The organism is Mesorhizobium escarrei (genome assembly GCF_935825525.1).
In the GTDB taxonomy this organism is placed as follows: domain Bacteria; phylum Pseudomonadota; class Alphaproteobacteria; order Rhizobiales; family Rhizobiaceae; genus Mesorhizobium; species Mesorhizobium escarrei.
In genome coordinates, this window is record NZ_CAKXZT010000126.1 from 167,126 (window position 1) to 184,957 (window position 17,832).

At 63.6% G+C, this 17,832-nt stretch carries 11 protein-coding genes; 6 read left to right on the forward strand and 5 right to left on the reverse strand.

Going from position 1 to position 17,832, the window contains the following annotated elements; all coding sequences use genetic code 11:
- Positions 1 to 10: 10 nt before the first annotated feature.
- The 4 genes from NMG80_RS16605 to NMG80_RS16620 form a co-directional block, all read right to left on the reverse strand.
- The gene (locus tag NMG80_RS16605; protein ID WP_254019076.1) at positions 11 to 1,219 is read right to left on the reverse strand and encodes an acetyl-CoA C-acetyltransferase; all 1,209 of its coding nucleotides are present in this window, start codon (positions 1,217 to 1,219) and stop codon (positions 11 to 13) included.
- A 30-nt stretch (positions 1,220 to 1,249) separates the two neighbouring features.
- On the reverse strand, positions 1,250 to 2,419 hold the full coding sequence (locus NMG80_RS16610) for an acyl-CoA dehydrogenase family protein (RefSeq protein WP_254019077.1): 1,170 nt from the start codon (positions 2,417 to 2,419) through the stop codon (positions 1,250 to 1,252).
- A gap of 235 nt (positions 2,420 to 2,654) precedes the next feature.
- Positions 2,655 to 4,451, reverse strand: a complete 1,797-nt coding sequence (locus NMG80_RS16615) for an acyl-CoA dehydrogenase (protein ID WP_254019078.1) — start codon at positions 4,449 to 4,451, stop codon at positions 2,655 to 2,657.
- Positions 4,452 to 4,749: 298 nt separating this feature from the next.
- On the reverse strand, positions 4,750 to 5,211 hold the full coding sequence (locus tag NMG80_RS16620; RefSeq protein WP_254019213.1) for a MerR family transcriptional regulator: 462 nt from the start codon (positions 5,209 to 5,211) through the stop codon (positions 4,750 to 4,752).
- Positions 5,212 to 5,689: 478 nt separating this feature from the next.
- Here NMG80_RS16620 and NMG80_RS16625 point away from each other — a divergent pair, with 478 nt between their 5' ends.
- From NMG80_RS16625 to NMG80_RS16640, 4 genes are all read left to right on the forward strand, one after another.
- Positions 5,690 to 9,709 (forward strand): peptidoglycan-binding protein, encoded by a 4,020-nt coding sequence (locus tag NMG80_RS16625; RefSeq protein ID WP_254019079.1) that lies wholly within the window; start codon positions 5,690 to 5,692, stop codon positions 9,707 to 9,709.
- Between the two features lie 191 nt (positions 9,710 to 9,900).
- The gene (locus NMG80_RS16630) at positions 9,901 to 10,824 is read left to right on the forward strand and encodes a sulfite exporter TauE/SafE family protein (protein ID WP_077377364.1); all 924 of its coding nucleotides are present in this window, start codon (positions 9,901 to 9,903) and stop codon (positions 10,822 to 10,824) included.
- Positions 10,824 to 11,615, forward strand: a complete 792-nt coding sequence (locus tag NMG80_RS16635) for a TIGR02186 family protein (RefSeq protein WP_254019080.1) — start codon at positions 10,824 to 10,826, stop codon at positions 11,613 to 11,615. The genes NMG80_RS16630 and NMG80_RS16635 overlap by 1 nt, the downstream gene beginning before the upstream one ends.
- A gap of 110 nt (positions 11,616 to 11,725) precedes the next feature.
- On the forward strand, positions 11,726 to 12,982 hold the full coding sequence (locus NMG80_RS16640; RefSeq protein ID WP_254019081.1) for an Hsp70 family protein: 1,257 nt from the start codon (positions 11,726 to 11,728) through the stop codon (positions 12,980 to 12,982).
- A gap of 5 nt (positions 12,983 to 12,987) precedes the next feature.
- On the opposite strand, the gene NMG80_RS16645 is transcribed toward NMG80_RS16640, so the two are convergent.
- The gene (locus tag NMG80_RS16645; protein ID WP_254019082.1) at positions 12,988 to 13,890 is read right to left on the reverse strand and encodes a LysR substrate-binding domain-containing protein; all 903 of its coding nucleotides are present in this window, start codon (positions 13,888 to 13,890) and stop codon (positions 12,988 to 12,990) included.
- A 279-nt stretch (positions 13,891 to 14,169) separates the two neighbouring features.
- Here NMG80_RS16645 and NMG80_RS16650 point away from each other — a divergent pair, with 279 nt between their 5' ends.
- Together NMG80_RS16650 and NMG80_RS16655 are read left to right on the forward strand one after the other, a co-directional pair.
- Positions 14,170 to 17,100, forward strand: coding sequence for a molybdopterin oxidoreductase family protein (locus NMG80_RS16650; RefSeq protein WP_254019083.1), 2,931 nt, complete (start codon positions 14,170 to 14,172; stop codon positions 17,098 to 17,100).
- Positions 17,097 to 17,831, forward strand: coding sequence for a 4Fe-4S dicluster domain-containing protein (locus NMG80_RS16655; RefSeq protein ID WP_254019084.1), 735 nt, complete (start codon positions 17,097 to 17,099; stop codon positions 17,829 to 17,831). Before NMG80_RS16650 ends, NMG80_RS16655 begins: the two co-directional genes overlap by 4 nt.
- The last annotated feature ends 1 nt before the right edge of the window (position 17,832 follow it).

Genomic DNA, 17,832 nt, shown 5'->3' on the forward strand with positions numbered 1-17,832 from the left:
CTCTCTCCCGTCAGACGCGTTCGATGATCGTTGCGGTGCCCATGCCGGCGCCGATGCAGAGCGTCACCAGCGCGGTGTTCAGGTCGCGGCGCTCCAGTTCGTCCAGCACCGTTCCGAAGATCATCGCACCGGTGGCGCCGAGCGGATGGCCCATGGCGATGGCGCCGCCATTGACGTTGATCCTGTCATGCGAAATGTCGAAAGCCTGCATGTAGCGCAGCACCACCGAGGCGAACGCCTCGTTGAGCTCGAACAGATCGATGTCCGACAGCTTCATCCTGGCGCGCTTCAGCAGCTTCTCGGTCACGTCGACCGGACCGGTCAGCATCAGCACCGGTTCAGAACCGATATTTGCGAATGCACGGATGCGAGCGCGCGGCTTCAGGTCGAGCGACTTTCCAGCCTTCTTTGAGCCGAGCAGAACGGCCGCCGCGCCGTCGACGATGCCGGACGAATTGCCGGCGTGGTGGACGTGATTGACCTCCTCCACCTCGGGATGCTTCTGCACCGCGACGGCATCGAAGCCGCCCATTTCGCCGGGCATGACGAAAGACGGGTTGAGGGCCGCCAGCGACTGCATATCGGTCGAAGGCCGCATGTGCTCATCGTGGTCGAGGATGGTCAGGCCGTTCTGGTCCTTGATCGAGATCACCGAATTCTTGAAGCGGCCCTCGCCCCAGGCTTTGGCGGCGCGCTTCTGGCTTTCGACCGCATAGGCGTCGACGTCGTCGCGCGAAAAGCCGTACTTCGTGGCGATCAGATCGGCCGAGATGCCCTGCGGCACGAACCAGCCCGGCAGGCCGACCGAGGGGTCCATGAACCAGGCGCCGCCGGATGCGCCCATGCCGACGCGCGACATCGATTCGACGCCGCCGGCGATGACGATCTCGTCGGCGCCTTGCGCGATCTTGGCGGCGCCGAAATTGATGGCGTCCAGGCCAGAGGCGCAGAAACGCGAGATCTGCATGCCTGGCGCTTTCGTGTCGTAACCGGCCTCGAAGGCGGCGGCGCGCGGAATGACAGAACCCGCCTCGCCGACCGGATCGACGCAGCCGAAGATGATGTCGTCGACGGTGCCGGTGTCCAGCCCATTGCGGTCACGGATCGCCTCAAGCACCTTGGCGCCGAGCCGCACCGCCGGCACCTCGTGCAGCGAGCCATCCTTCTTGCCCCTGCCGCGCGGCGTGCGCACGGCGTCATAGACATAAGCTTCGGCCATTTTCCTGCTCCTTGGTTTGCTGAAAGTCTCTCAGAGAGAGCGCGCGATCAGCAATTTCATGATCTCGTTGGTGCCGCCGTAGATGCGCTGGACGCGGGCGTCGCGGAACATGCGGGCGATGGGATACTCATTCATGTAGCCATAGCCGCCATGCAATTGAAGGCATTCGTCGACGACTTTTCCCTGCAGGTCGGACAGCCAGTATTTGGCCATCGAGGCCGTCACCGGGTCGAGACCACCATCGATATGGCGGGCGACGCAGTCATTGTAGAAGACCCGGCCAATGGTCGCCTCGGTCTTCAGTTCGGCCAGCTTGAACTGGGTGTTCTGGAAATCGATGATCGCCTTGCCGAAGGCCCTGCGCTCCTTGACGTAGTCGATGGTCAACGCCAGCGCCCGTTCGACCATGGCGATGGCGCCAGTGCCGATCTGCAGCCGCTCCTGCGGCAATTGCTGCATCAGCTGGGCGAAGCCCTGGCCTTCCTCGTGGCCGAGCAGATTGGAAGTCGGCACACGCATATCGTTGAAGAACAGTTCCGACGTGTCGTTAGCCTTGAGCCCGATCTTGTCGAGGTTGCGGCCGCGCTCGAACCCTTCCACCTCGTCGGTCTCGACGACGATCAGCGAAGTGCCCTTGGCGCCCTTCTCCGGATCGGTCTTGGTGACGATTATGATGAAATTGGCGAGCTGGCCGTTGGTTATGAAGGTCTTCGAGCCGTTGATCTTATACTGGTTGCCGTCCTTCTCGGCGCGCGTCTTGACGCCTTGCAGGTCGGAGCCGGCGCCGGGCTCGGTCATGGCGATGGCGCCGATCAGCTCGCCGGTCGCCAGTTTCGGCAGCCATTTGTTCTTCTGCTCCTCCGAGCCGTAGTGGAGGATGTAAGGGGCGACGATCGAATTGTGCAGGCCGATGCCAAAACCGTCGACGCCGACATGGCCGATCGCCTCGATGATGGCGCTCTCATGCGCGAATGTCCCGCCCGAACCGCCATATTCCTCCGGCATCGAGGCACAAAGCAGACCGGCCGCACCTGCCTTCAGCCAGCTCTCGCGGTCGACCATCTCGTTCTTCTCGAACTCGTCATAGCGCGGCGCGATCTCTTCCGACATGAAGCGGTGCGCCATGTCGTAGAGCATGCCGACCTCGTCCGCCGCCCAGGCGGGTTTGCGCAAAGCAAGTACTTCGGCAGGATTTGTCATGCTACTTCCCCCTTGCGCCGGCGTTCCCCTCCCCCTTGAGGGGAGGGTGGCCCGAAGGGCCGGGTGGGGTCGCCGATGAAGTGCTCGATCTTATCTCTTACAACCTGCGCCACATGCCACAGCATTGCGATCATTCTCCTCCCAAGGCGCCAACCAGGTCGGCGCGCTACACGCAGGACCCCTCCCGGCCGCTTCGCGGCCACCCTCCCCCTCGAGGGGGAGGGTAACGTCGAGCTTAGAACGCTTCCGCCGGCAGCGCCATTAGCGTGTCCGCGCCGCTGGAGATGCGGGCGAGATGCGCCGACGTCTCCGGCATGATCCGCTCCATGAAGAAGCGCGCCGTCACCAGCTTGCTGCCGTAGAAGGCCGAAGAACCATTGGCGTCATTCGCCAATCTCGCCCCGGCTGCCTTGGCCATCTGCGCCCACATATAGCCCAGCGCCACCAGACCGAAGAGATGCATGTAGTCGGTCGAGGCGGAGCCGGCGTTATCGGGCTTGGCCATGCCGTTCTGCATCAGCCACATCGTCGCCGCCTGCAGATCGTTGAGGCCCTTCTTGAGCGCCTTGGTGAAGGGCGCCATCTTGTCGTCAGTGCGGTTCTCCTCGCAGAATTCGACGACCTCCTTGAAGAAGGCCTGCACGGCGCGGCCGCCATTCAACGCCAGCTTGCGGCCGACCAGGTCAAGGGCCTGGATGCCGTTGGCACCCTCGTAGATCATGGCGATGCGGGCATCGCGCACGAACTGGCTCATGCCGTGCTCTTCGACATAGCCGTGCCCGCCGAACACTTGCTGCGCCATCACCGCGTGGTCGAAACCCTTGTCGGTGAGCACGCCCTTGACCACCGGCGTCATCAGGCCGGTGTAGTCGTCGGCGGCCTGGCGGTCGTTGTCGTCGCTGGCGCGGTGGGCGATGTCCGACTTGATCGCCGTCCACAGCGCCAGCGCGCGACCGGCCTCGTTGAAGGCCTTCATGGTCATCAGGCTGCGGCGGATGTCGGGGTGGACGATGATCGGGTCGGCCTTCTTGTCCGGCGCCTTCGGCCCAGACAGCGAGCGTCCCTGCAGGCGATCCTTGGCATAGGACACAGCGTTCTGGTAGGCGACCTCCGACAGAGAAAGCCCCTGCAGGCCGACGCCGAGCCTCGCTTCATTCATCATGGTGAACATGGCTTTCAGCCCGCCATTCGTCTCGCCAAGCAACGTGCCTTGTGCCTCGTCATAATTCATGACGCAGGTCGAATTGCCATGGATGCCCATCTTCTCCTCGATCGAGCCGCAGGAGACGGTGTTCTTCTCGCCAGGATTGCCTGATGCATCGAGCTTGAGCTTCGGCACGATGAACAGCGAAATGCCCTTCACGCCTTCCGGCGCGCCCTCGATGCGGGCCAGCACCAGATGGACGATGTTGTCCGACATGTCGTGCTCGCCGGCCGATATGAAGATCTTCTGGCCTGAGATCTTGTAGGTGCCGTCGCCGTTGGGAACCGCCTTGGTGCGCAGCAGGCCGAGATCGGTGCCGCAATGCGGCTCGGTCAGGTTCATGGTCCCGGTCCAGACGCCCTCGACCAGCTTCGGCAACCAGATCGCCTTCTGCTCCTCGGTGCCATGGGTAATGATCGCCGCGATCGCGCCCTGCGTCAGGCCGGGATACATCATCAGCGACATGTTGGCCGAAATCATATATTCGGAAACAGCGGTATGCACCGCGTAAGGCAGGCCCTGGCCGCCAAATTCGACGGGTGCGGCCAGCCCCATCCAGCCGCCCTCGCGGTATTGGTCGAAGGCCTCCTTGAAGCCTTTCGGCGTTGTCACCGAACCGTCGCCATGGCGCACGCAACCTTCCATGTCGCCGACGCGGTTCAGCGGCTGCATGACATTTTCAGCGAGCTTGGCGCCCTCGGCGAGGATGGCCTCGACCACGTCCGGCGTCGCGTCGGAAAATCCGGGAAGATTGGAATAGCGCTGGTAGCCCAGCACTTCGTTCAGCACAAACAGCGTGTCCTGCACCGGCGCCCTGTAGATCGGCATGCTTTCCCTCCACCATGCGGACTTGGCCCCAAAATCCCCCAATGTGAAGTCAGGGGGACATACGGACCAATATTCAGGTCGGAATAGCAAAAGTTGACGTTTGCGTAAACGTCAATTTTTTGATGCGACAAATTATCCCCGCCGCTCGCTCATAAGCGTAACGGCGCTGGCCGTAGCCAGTCCGGACAGATTAAAAAATATTCGTCCCGACGCAGCCGCAAGACAGCGGAAAGAGCCGCGCAGCCAAGGCCCACGCGGCTCTCTCCCAGAAGGCCGTTCACCGGAGGCCGGCGAAGAATTATCTGGCGACGCTGGCCTGCGGCGCCGAGCGTTCGCTCAGCATCTGACGCACCGACGCCATAGAGTTGCTCAACTCGTTGATGGCATCGTCGATCAGCGCCCGCTGCTTCTGCAGACGGGCAAGCTGCTTCTCCGACTTGTCGAGCGTCAGCCGCAACTGCTTGGTGTTGGAGCCGGTTGGGTCATACAGATCCATCATCTGCTTGACGTCGCGCAGCGAGAATCCGACCTTGCGACCGAGCAGGATCAGCTTCAGCCGCGCCTTGTCGCGGCGCGTGTAGAGACGGGTCGAGCCGTCGCGCTGCGGATTGAGAAGGCCCTTGTCCTCGTAGAAACGCAGCGTACGCAGCGTTACTCCGTATTTCTTGGCCATCTCTCCGATGCGGACAAGATCCTCGCCGGCTTTGTCAGAAATGTCATTGGTATTGGCCGCGGCTTCGCCGGGCGAAACAAGTTTCATGGTCACTGGCTTTCCCCATCTGGTGGCGCCGCGGTCCCGGACCGTGCGTCGCCTAAGTCGAAGCGGGGGCGTGCTTCCACTCGTGGTTTCAACAAACAAATCGCAAACGGCACGTCTGTGCACCCTTACGTTTACGTCAATTCTATACCGATAGCCGCCTCACGAAGCAAGGGCGTTGTGCGGGACGAACTTTTTGCCGCATCCGCCAGCACATGGCCCGGCGGCGCTTCAGGCGCTCGCAACAACGTTGTAACTTCTTAAGCTTGGTTAACGCGTTGTTTACCACGTTGGGCGAAATGTGCGCATGTCGGTTACCCGTGGTTATCCTGTAGCGAGTTTTTTCACGGTTTTTCGGAGCGCGGGTGAAACCCGGGAAGCTGGTCTTCCACCGCAGCAAAGCCGCGCGGCCGCCTTCGTTTCCGGCAGGACTTTGGGAAACTGGTCATAAAGCCAGCAGTGAAACTGAACGGGCGCATCGATGAACAGCAAGCGGTCCTATCTCGATACACTCAACGCAGGCCGGCAGCGCAGGCCGCACACCACGCTTGAACAGCTCAATCGTTCTCTGGAAACGCTGGAGCAGCGGCTTGAGCGGACGCGCGAGGACATGAGCGAGCGTCCCGATCCGCGCCGGCTGAGCGCGGAACCGCGCTATGCCAGCGCCCGGCCCTATGAGGATCCGCGCCCCGCGCAGCCGCCGAAAAGCCCGGCGCCGACTGGCTTCGACCAGAATTACCAATCGATCGCCCGCGACATCGACCGCGTGCGCGGCCAAGAAGACGGCGTCGCCGTGGTCGGCAAGATCGCCGGCGAATTGCGCGGCCTGCGCGAGGAACTGCGCCACCAGATGACCGCCGGCCTGCAGCGCGAATTCGAAGCGCTGCGCAAGGATATCGAGCGGGCTTTCCAGGCAAGCGCCCAGCCGGGTGGCCAATCGGCAGGGGGCAAAGGCAGCGCCGAACTCGGCGTCGAGTTCGAGCGGCTTTCCGGCGCCATCCAGTCCCTGGCCGAAAAGAGCGACGACAGAAGCGTCAACATGCTCCGGCTCGAGCTAGAGCAGGTCAAGGCCGCGCTCGACACGTTGGCGCGCGAGGAGAGCGTGCAGGCGGTCGGCCGCCGTTGGGACGAGTTCGACCGCCGCTGGACCGCGTTCGAGGACCGTGTCGACGCCGATCAGCGAAAGCGGTCGGAGGCGCCCGGTCTTTCGATGCTGACCGAACGGCTTGAACAGATCAGCAATGCCGTCAACAATCTGCCGGAATCGCTGTCGCTGCGTTCGCTCGAAGAGAAGGTCCGCACGCTTGCCGGCGCGGTCGAACATTTCGCCCGCCAGCAGGACAATCGCGGCAGCGATACATTCAGCCAGATCGACGAGCGACTCGACGAGATTTCCCGCGCCATCGTCGCCTCGACCGTCGCTGCGCAAGCCAATTCGTTTGACCCGGAGCCATTCGAACGCATCGAGAAGCGGATTGATTCGCTGGCCCAGCAAATCGATGAAGTGTCGCAGGATCGTCCGAGCCGGGAGGTCATCGACCGCCTCAACACATTGTCGAGCCGCGTCGACGAGTTGGCCAGCCGAGCCAATCTGCCGGAGCAGGCGATGGAGCGCCTTGCCAGGCAAGTCGCGCTTATCGCCGACAAGATCGACCACGCACCTGCCATGCCCGACGCCGACCACATCTTCCATGGGATCGAGCAGCGCTTCGACGTGCTGTCCAGCATGATGGAGCGCCGCCAAGGCGACGCGATCGAGCAGGGCAACCTGCTGTTTCGCGATCTCGAGCGCCGTCTGGACGAGGTCGCCGACAGGCTGGACCAGCGCATGCCGCAGCAGATCGACGGGGCCGGCATCATGGACGCCATCGACGCCCGCTTCAGCGCGCTGGCCAAGCGCTTGGAGACGCGCGTCCCCGATCCCGCAGGTGAAGCGGCGATCCGTGGCCTGGAAAGCCGGCTCGAAGACATTTCAAGCCGGCTGGATTCATCCGCGGCGCAGGTCGCCGGCATCGACCCGGCCCTGATCCGTAGCCTGGAAGCGCAGGTCGCAGGTCTGTCGGCACACCTTTCGAAACCCGAAACGCCACTGCCGGAATTCGAGGATATCAGCCCGCGTCTCGACGAAATCGAGAGGTCGCTGGCTGGCACCCGCGATTCCATCCTCAGCGCGGCGCGCGAGGCAGCCGAGAGCGCCGTCCGTTCGCTGGCGGGCTCCAGTGCCAACACGGCGGCCGTTTCTGGCCTCGCTCAGGATCTGAAGACACTCGAAGCACTGACGCGCCGTTCCGACGAGCGCAATTCGAGGACCTTCGAAGCCATCCACGACACGCTGCTCAAGATCGTCGACCGACTGGGCTCACTGGAAACCGGCGAGCCGACCGACGCGGTGAGCGAACTTCTGAATACGCAACCGGCCGAGCCGGACAGCTGGCGCGGCGTGCGATCGTCAAAGATGGCCGTACGTGACGCTCCGTCCATGGACATCGACCAGCCATTGCCGCTGACGGAAGACATGGCCGACCTCGACAGCCATGTCTCTGCCATGATGAGCAATGAGCAGGGTTCGCGTAGCGAACCGGGTACGCATAGCGAACCGGGTACGCGTAGCGAACCGGGCACGCGTAGCGAACCGGGCACACGTACGCCAGCCGAAGCCGCCGCGGCCGCGGCCATGGCGGCGCTTGGCTCGGACACGGCGGAAAAGACCCAGCCGACCGGCGGCCGGAAGTCGATGCTCGGCGGATTGGCGCGCGCCTTCAAGGCCAAGAAGGAGACGATCGTTCCACCGCTTGCCGGCTCCGCGCCTGATGTCGAGATACCGATTGCCGATCTCGATGAGCCGCTGGACCCGAAAGTTGCCAACCGGCCGCTGGAGCCCGGTTCCGGCCCACCTGACCTCAACGCCATTATGAAGCGCGTGCGCGACGAACGCGGCCCGCCCGTCAGGGCCGGCAATGCCGATGCATCGAAATCCGACTTCATCGCCGCAGCCAGGCGCGCGGCGCAAGCGGCCGCTGCCGAGGCCGACGCTCTCAAGCGGCAATCGACGATGAGGGGGCCGGTAAAGGCGCTCAGGATCGGCGATCTGCTCAAGGCGCGACGCAAGCCGATTCTGATGGCAGCCGCCGCGGTCATGCTGGCGCTCGCCGGCCTGCAATTGGGCAAGGCCTTTGTCTCCGACCCGGTCGAAATGGCCAGCAACGATACGGCGCCGATGGCGGCAGCGCAGCCAACGGAAACCGCATCGATCGGCACCGTCAACGAGCCGAAGACGGACGCAGAAACTGCAGCACAGGATAGCGCACCAGACCGCGCTGTCCGACGGGCAGAGCCATCCGAATCGGTAGCCGAGGACGACATGCCGGCGCAGGCCGCCATCGCCACGCCGTCATATAGCGAAATATCGGCGAATGCCGAAACGCCGATGGGCCCAGGGTCCGCGGCCGAGCCTATTCCTGCGCCAATGGCTTCAACGACGTCGCCCGATCCGGCGGCGGCCGCCGTGACAGCGTCGGCACCTGCGGGCCCGACGGCTGCGGACGCCGAGCCAATGGCGACGGCGCCGGCCGCCACGCCCGCGACCCAGGACATGACCGGCACGGTCACGCCGGCGGATGCTTCGACAGCGACGGCCCCTGACAAGATCGACATTCCAGCCGATGCCGGCCCGGCTGCCTTGCGTGACTCAGCGGCCGGCGGCGACGCCAAGGCACTGTTCGAAATCGGCTCGCGCTACGCCGAATCGCGCGGCGTCAAGCAAGACATGGCAGCGGCGGCAAAATGGTACGAGAAATCAGCCGAACTCGGCTTCGCACCGGCGGAATACCGCATCGGCAACTTCTACGAGAAGGGCACCGGCGTCGCGCGCGACGTCAAGAAGGCGAAGACCTGGTACCAACTCGCCGCCGAGCAGGGCAACGCCAGCGCCATGCACAATCTCGCCGTGCTCTTCGCCATGGCGGCGGACGGCGTGACCGACAATGAATCGGCCGCGCACTGGTTCCAGGCCGCCGCCGAGCTCGGCGTCAAGGACAGCCAGTTCAATCTCGGCATCCTGGCGGCGAAGGGCGTCGGCATGAAGCAGGATCTCGAAGAGTCCTACAAATGGTTCGCGCTCGTCGCCAAGACCGGCGACAAGGATGCGGCGGCAAAGCGCGACGAGATCGCCAAGGCGCTCAGGCCCGAGCAGCTCGAACGCGCACGCGCCGCCACGGAACTGTGGAAGGCAAAGCCGCTCGATCCTGCGGCCAATTCGGCCGATATTCCCGAATCGTGGCAGGACGGCACGCCGCAGACGACCGCCAGCGTCGACATGAAGAAGGTCGTTCAGAACATCCAGCGCATTCTCAACAAGAACGGCTATGCGGCCGGCAATGACGACGGCGTGATGGGCCAGAAAACCAAGGATGCCATCATGGCTTTCCAGACCGACAACGACCTGAAGCCGACCGGCGCGGTCGACGAAAAGCTGGTCAAGGCGCTGCTCGCGCGCAAATAACGTCAGATGCGTCGTTTCCGCGACGCCTTTGCCACACATTTGCCTGTTAACTGATTGAGTTGTTTTTTGTTTCGGCGACGTGGCGAGGTTTGACTTCGCCGCCCGGCCGGCGCAAGAACGAGACAGGCTTTTTGGCGCGAATGCCCGCAATGGTTGCATTCGCTGACGGGCAAACTGATCGAGACTGACGGGTGGGCATCTATCTCCCGATCGCGGAAATTTCCGTCAACATCTTCGTGCTGCTGGCCATGGGCGCGGCGGTGGGTTTCCTTTCGGGCATGTTTGGAGTGGGCGGCGGCTTTCTGATCACGCCGCTGCTGATCTTCTACAACATACCGCCGGCGATCGCGGTCGCCACCGGCGCCAACCAGGTCATCGCCTCCTCCTTCTCCGGCGCATTGTCGCACGTGAAGCGCGGCACGCTCGACTTCAAGCTCGGCGGTGTGCTTTTGGCAGGCGGTATCGTCGGCTCGACCGGCGGCATCTTTGTCTTTGGCTTCTTGCGCCGGCTCGGCCAGCTCGACCTGTTCATCTCGCTGCTCTATGTCGTGCTGCTCGGCACCGTCGGCGGGCTGATGCTGGTCGAGAGCGTCAATGCGCTGCGCGCCACGCGCAGCGGCGCGGCGCCAGTGCTGAAGAAATCCGGCCAGCACAATTGGATCCACCGCTTGCCGCTGAAAATGCGGTTCAGGGCCTCGAAGCTTTTCGTCAGCGTCATCCCGGTGCTCGGCCTCGGCGCCGGCATCGGCTTCCTGTCGTCGATCATGGGCGTCGGCGGCGGCTTCATCATGGTACCGGCGCTGATCTATCTCTTGAAGGTGCCGACCAACGTCGTTATCGGCACCTCGCTATTCCAGATCATCTTCACCTCGGCCTACACCACGCTGGTCCATGCCACCACCAACCAGACGGTCGACGTCATGCTCGCCTTCCTGTTGATGGCGGGCGGCGTCGCCGGCGCGCAATACGGCGCCAAGGCCGGCCAAAGGCTGCGCGGCGAGCAGCTCAGGGCGCTGTTGGCATTGCTGGTGCTGGCGGTTGCCTTCCGGCTCGCCATCGATCTGTTCGTGACGCCGCCCAGCCTGTATTCGCTGTCCGGCGTGGACCCGACCTGATGGCGGATTTTAGGGCGTTCCTGGCTGCTGCCTCGCTGTCGCTGTTCGCCGCAGCGTCACCGGCAAGAGCGCAGACGCCGGCTACCGAAAACATCCAGATCGGCCTGTCCACCGACCATGTCTCGATCACCGCCGGCTTTTCCGGTGCCGACCTCACCATTTTCGGCTCCTTGGAAAATGCCGACCCGCGTGTCGCCCGCCAGGGGCGCTACGACATCGTCGTCGTGCTCGAGGGTCCGGCTCGGCCGGTCGTCGTGCGCCGCAAAGACCGGGTGCTCGGCATCTGGATCAACCTGGAGTCCGAGACCTTCGAGAATGTGCCGGTGTCCTATTCGGTGGCGACGACGCGCCCACTGCAGGACGTCACCGACCCCAACAGCTACAAGCAACTGTCGCTCGGCGCCGCCAACATCTACATGCAGCCCGCCGACGATGGCGACAGTCCGGCGACCATCCAGGAATTCACCGCGGCGCTGCGCGAGCGCAAGACGGCGACCGGCCTCTACAGCGTGAATGTCGGCGGCGTGCAGTTCCTGTCGCAGAACCTGTTCCGCGCCACCGTCAGGCTCGCCCCCAATGTTCCGGTCGGCACCCACAAGGCGCGAGCGTTCCTGTTCAAGAGCGGCCTGTTCATCAAGGAAAGCTCCGCCCAGCTCGAAATCCGCAAATCCGGTTTCGAACAGTCGATCTTCCGCGTCGCCCACGATTTTTCTTTCCTGTATGGCGTCTTCGCGGTGTCGTTGGCCATGCTGACAGGCTGGCTCGGAAGGCTCGTCTTCCGGAAAGATTAAACTCTCTTCAAAAGGCGGTTCCCCTTTTTACGCTCGTGGGTTAGACCGCGACCCCGGCCCGACCGGACACGAGCTGTCGCTCCCCACCATCAAAAGTACAGGACTTTGCGATGCGACCAGCATTCGGCGGTATCGACTTCGGCACTTCGAATTCCACCGTCGGCGTGATCAGGAACGGGCAGCCGCGATTGGTGGCGCTGGAAGACGGCGAGGTGACGCTGCCGAGCGCCGTGTTCTTCAATTTCGAGGACAACCGCACCTGTTTCGGGCGCCGCGCCATCGCCAATTATACCGACAGTATCGAAGGTCGCCTGATGCGCTCGCTGAAGAGCGTACTCGGCGGTACGCTGGTCCATGAAAAGACGCGCATCAAAGCCCGATCGATCGCCTTCACCGAGATCATCGGTCTGTTCGTAGGTCACCTCAAGAGAAGGCTGGAAGAGGATGCCGGCGACGTGGTCGAGAGCGTGGTGCTCGGTCGTCCGGTGCAGTTCGTCGACGACGACGCCGAGGCCGATGCCAAGGCCGAAGGTGAACTCGAAAACGCGGCCCGCACCCAAGGCTTCAAGCATATTGCGTTCCAGTTCGAGCCGATCGCGGCGGCGCTCGACTACGAGCAAAAGGTGACGCGCGAAGAGCTGGCGCTGATCGTCGACATGGGCGGCGGCACGTCCGACTTCTCGATCGTGCGGGTCTCGCCCCAGCGCGCCGGCTCCCTCGATCGCAAGGACGACATCCTGGCCAGCCGAGGCATCCACATCGGCGGCACCGACTTCGACCGGCTGTTGAACATCGCCCATGTGATGCCGCAGCTCGGCTATCTCTCGCCGACCAAGGACGGCAAGCGCAACTTGCCGGCCAGCTACTTCATCGACCTGGCGACATGGCAGCGCATCAATCTGGTCTACACCGCCCGGGCGATGACGCATCTGCGCCAGATCCGCTACGAGGCGGAACGCGCCGACCTGGTCGACCGTTTCATCCACATCGTCGAGCATCGTTACGGGCACGCGCTGGCGGCTTTGGTCGAGAGGGCCAAAATCGCGCTGACGGAGCAATCGTCCGCAGAGGTGATGGTGGCGCTGACGGGAGCGAAGTTTGCGACCGAAATCACGCGCGCCGGGCTCGACGCCACGATCGCCAGGGATATCGAACGGGTGGTCGCGACGGTTGGTGAGACCATCCGCGACGCGCAGCTGAAACCGTCCGACATCACCGCGGTGTTCCTTACCGGCGGATCGACCGCCATCCCGCTGGCAAGGCAGCAGATATTGGCCCTGGTGCCGCAGGCGTCCGTCATCGAAGGTGATATGTTCGGCTCGGTCGGGCTTGGGCTGGCGCTCGATGCGCAGCGGAAATTCGGTTGACCCGGCTACCCGCGGACGGTCTCGCCGGCCTTCGCGCCGAGATGCGCCTTGAGCGCCATCTGGGCCAGACTTGCCTGCCGGTCACGATGCGTGATCATGGCGAAATCGCGTTTCGGCAGATCGATCGACACGGACCGCAAGCTGCCTTCGGCAACCGCGCGTTCGACGACGAGCTCCGAAATGATGGTTGCGCCGGCGCCGGCCTCGACCGCCTGACGGACCGCCTCGTTGCTCGGCAGCACCAGGAATATCCGCAAGTCTGCGAACGAGATCCCTTCGCGGCGGGCAAGATCTTCCAGCACCTCGCGCGTGCCTGATCCGCCTTCCCTGATGATCCAGCGGAGCTCCCTGATATCGGGATGCCCGCGTGAGACTTCGGCGATCTCGGGATGCGAATGCGCCACGACCAGCATCAGGCGATCCACATCGACCTTGGCGCGCCGCAATATGTCGGATTCAGTGCGCCCCTCGACCAGGCCAAAATCAGCCGTACCGTCCAGTACGGTGGTCTCAACCTGCCTGGTGTTGCCGATGGTCACGCTCAGCCTGACGGCGGGATAGGCCTCGTGGAAGGAGGCCAGCCGGCGCGGCAGCCAGTAGCTGGCGATGGTTTGGCTGGCGGCGATGGAAAGGCTGCCGGTGATCGTCTGCGAGACGTGCTCCAGCACGTCGTGGGCGGCAGCCGCCCGTTCGAGCACGGCCTTGGCCTCGGGCAGAAACCTGCGCCCGGTCTGCGCCAGCTCGATGTTGCGACCGACCCGGTTGAACAGCTGGACGCCATGCTGCTGCTCGAGCGAGCGGATGGCGGCCGAGGCGGCCGACTGGGAAATGCCCAGCAGTTCGGCCGCCTTGGTCATGTGGCCCCGTTCGGCGACAGCAACGAATATCCGCAGTTGGTCCAGGGTCATGGGGAGAATTAAGAAAGAAATTCGATTGGAATTACAAGAGCAACTTGTTAGACGGATCGATTGCTTTGTTCTAATTTTCGGGGCGGAGTGGGAAAAAAATCGCGGCCAACCTGCAACGGGTAGAAAAGTGATCGGGCAGTTCAAATCCTTGTTTGCCCATTGGACCCGCGCTCTGCGGCGTCGGCTTGCCGGCAACATTTATCATCCGGAAGAACACTACATGCGCGGCCCCGGGCCGAAGACGAGAGCCAAATTCGCAGACCGCAAAAGCGCCGGATCATGAACCACGGACCGTTGCGCGGCGCCAATTCCGCACCGTCCCAGCGGTCGCTTGCCGACACGCGCGCCCCCAACGAGGGTGATGGCGTCGATACGTCGCCTGACGTCTCCGACAGCATAGCCAAGACCACCTGCTACATGTGCGCCTGCCGCTGCGGCATCGAAGTCCACATCAAGGACGGCAAGGTCCGCTACATCAACGGCAACAAGGACCATCCGGTCAATCGCGGCGTGCTGTGCGGCAAGGGCAGCGCCGGCATCATGCAGCACTACAGTCCGGCCCGGCTGAAGAAACCATTGCTGCGCACAGGTCCGCGCGGCTCGGGAGAGTTTCGCGAGATCGAGTGGGAGGAGGCCTTCTCGATCGCGACGGAACGGCTTTCAAGGATACGCCGCACCGACCCGAAGAAACTCGCCTTCTTCACCGGGCGCGATCAGTCGCAATCGTTGACCGGCTGGTGGGCGAGCCAGTTCGGCACGCCGAATTTCGCCGCCCATGGCGGCTTCTGCTCGGTCAACATGGCGGCCGGCGGGCTCTATACGATCGGCGGCTCGTTCTGGGAGTTTGGCGAGCCCGACTGGGACAACACCAAGTACTTCATGCTGTTCGGCGTCGCCGAAGACCATGATTCCAATCCGATCAAGATCGGCCTCGGCAAGCTCAAGGCGCGCGGCGCCAAGGTGGTTTCGATCAATCCGTGCCGCACCGGCTACAACGCCATTGCCGATGACTGGATTGGCATCCGGCCCGGCACCGACGGCCTGTTCGTGTTTGCTCTCATCTACGAACTGCTGAAGGCCGGCCGCGTCGATCTCGATTATTTGCTGCGCTACACCAACGCCCATGTCCTCGTCATCCAGGAGCCGAATGCTGCCGATGACGGGCTGTTCGCGCGCGACAGTGGCGGCAATCCGCTGGCCTGGGACAGGGTGGCGAAAGCGCCGGTCAGCGCCACCGATAGCGATGCAAAACCGGCGCTGACCGGCAACTTCCAGGTCGATGGCCGCCGCTGCGTTCCGGTCTTCCAGCTCGCTGCCGAGCGCTATCTGCAGGAGAGCTATTCTCCCGATGCGGTCGCCGAGCGCTGCGGTGTTGCCGCCGACACCATCCGCCGGATTGCCGCCGAACTGGCGCATGTCGCCTTCGAGCAGGCGATCGAACTGCCGGTGGCGTGGACCGACTGGGCCGGCCGCCGGCATGAGACGATCAAGGGCCGGCCGGTGTCGATGCACGCGATGCGTGGCATCTCGGCGCATTCTAACGGTTTTCATACCTGCCGCGCCATCCACCTGCTCCAAGTACTCCTGGGTACGGTGGACGTGCCCGGCGGATTTCGCTTCAAGCCGCCCTATCCGCGGTCGGCGCCGCCGGGTCCGAAGCCGGCGGGCAAGGACGTCGGGCCGATGACGCCGCTCGAAGGCATGCCGCTTGGATTCGTCTGCGGCCCGGACGATCTGCTGGTCGACGACGTCGGCACGCCGATCCGTATCGACAAGGCCTATTCCTGGGATGCGCCGCTGGCAGCACACGGGCTCATGCACACGGTCATCCGTAACGCCTGGGCCGGCGATCCCTACAGGATCGATACGCTGATGATGTTCATGTCCAACATGGCCTGGAACTCGTCGATGAACACCGTCGAGACCATGGCGATGCTGACCGACAGCGACGAGGCCGGAAACTACAAGATCCCGTTCATCATCTATTCCGACGCCTATTATTCCGAGACCGTGCCGTTCGCCGATCTCGTGCTGCCGGACACGACCTATCTCGAGCGTCATGACTGCATCAGCCTGCTCGACCGGCCGATCAGCCATGCCGATGGACCGGGTGACGCCATCCGTCATCCGGTCGTCGAGCCGGATCGTGATGTCAGGCCGTTCCAGACGGTGCTGATCGAACTCGGCGCGCGGCTCGGCCTGCTCGGCTTTGTCGACGACGACGGCTCGGCCAAATACCGCGACTATGCCGATTACATCGTCAATCATGAGCGCACGCCCGGCGTCGGCCCGCTCGCCGGCTGGCGCGGCAAGGACGGAACTTCGATCGGCAGGGGCGAGGCCAATCCCGACCAGCTTCAGCGCTACATCGACAATGGCGGCTTCTGGCACCATGATTTTGCCGACGACCAGCGCTATTACAAGATGGCCAACCGCTCCTATCTCGACTTCGCCGAGTATATGGGTTTTATCCCGAAGGCCGAGCCGATTGTGTTCCAGCTCTATTCCGAGCCGATGCAGCGGTTTCGCCTCGCCGCGCGCGGCCATGGCCGGGTGCTGCCGCCGGAGGCGGAGCGCAGCCGCATCGAGACCTATATGGACCCGCTGCCGTTCTGGTACACGCCCTTCGAGGAGGCGGCTGTCGACCTCGAGAAATACAAGCTGCACGCGCTGACGCAGCGGCCGATGCACATGTATCATTCCTGGGGCTCGCAGAACGCCTGGCTCAGGCAGATCACCAGCCAGAACCGGCTGTTCGTGCACAGCCGGACCGCCGCCGGCCTCGGGCTTGTCGACGACGACTGGGTTTGGATCGAAAGCATCAACGGCAGGGTCAAGGGACAGATCAAGCTGGTCGACGGCGTCAACGTGGACACGGTATGGACCTGGAACGCGATCGGCAAGCGGCGCGGCAGCTGGGGTCTGAAGGACGACGCGGCCGAATCCAACCGCGGCTTCCTGCTCAATCACATCATCGGTGACCAGACTTCTGCCGATGCGAACGGCAAGCGCTACTCGAATTCCGATCCGGTCACCGGCCAGGCGGCATGGTTCGACCTGCGCGTCCGCATCGTCAAATGCGCGGCTGAAGAAGCCGGCTTTACCGAGCCGCAGTTCGAGCGCTTCCGGCAGCCACCGCGTTTCGAACCCTCGCCCGACAAGCTCAGTTTCGGCGCTGAATTCCGCCGGGAAAGAGAAGCTGCCGAATGACCTGCCTTCCCGCCCATACCGACAAAAAACTCGGACTGGTCATCGACCTCGACACCTGCGTCGGTTGCCAGGCCTGCGTTACCGCTTGCAAGGAATGGAACACCGGCGGTTACATGGCGCCGCTGACCGACATCGATCCCTATGGCGGCGATGCCGACGGGGTCTGGTTCAACCGCGTGCACAGCTATGAGCACATGACGGAGATGGGCGGGCGAACGGTCAATTTCCCACGCTCCTGCCTGCATTGCGAAACACCGGCCTGCGTCACCGTCTGCCCGACTGGCGCCTCCTACAAACGGGCCTCGGACGGCATCGTGCTGGTCGACGAGGACAAGTGCATCGGCTGCAAATTATGCAGCTGGGCCTGCCCTTATGGGGCGCGCGAGTTCGATACCGATGTCGGCGTGATGAAGAAATGCACGCTGTGCGTCGACCGCATCTACAACGACAATCTGGCGGAAGAAGACCGGGTGCCGGCCTGCGTCGCCGCTTGCCCGACCAGCGCGCGGCATTTCGGCGATCTCGGCGACCCGGCGTCGGCGATCTCGCAACTGGTGGCCGAGCGCAGCGGTGTCGACCTGATGCCCGAACTCGGCTATCACCCGACCAACAAATATTTGCCGCCGCGCGCCCACACGCCGCGCGCCGCATCGGTGCCGGCGCCGAGGCTCGAACCGGTGCAGGCCGAAGGCGGTTTCCTTGGCTGGGTCGACCGCATGCTTTCGCATTGAT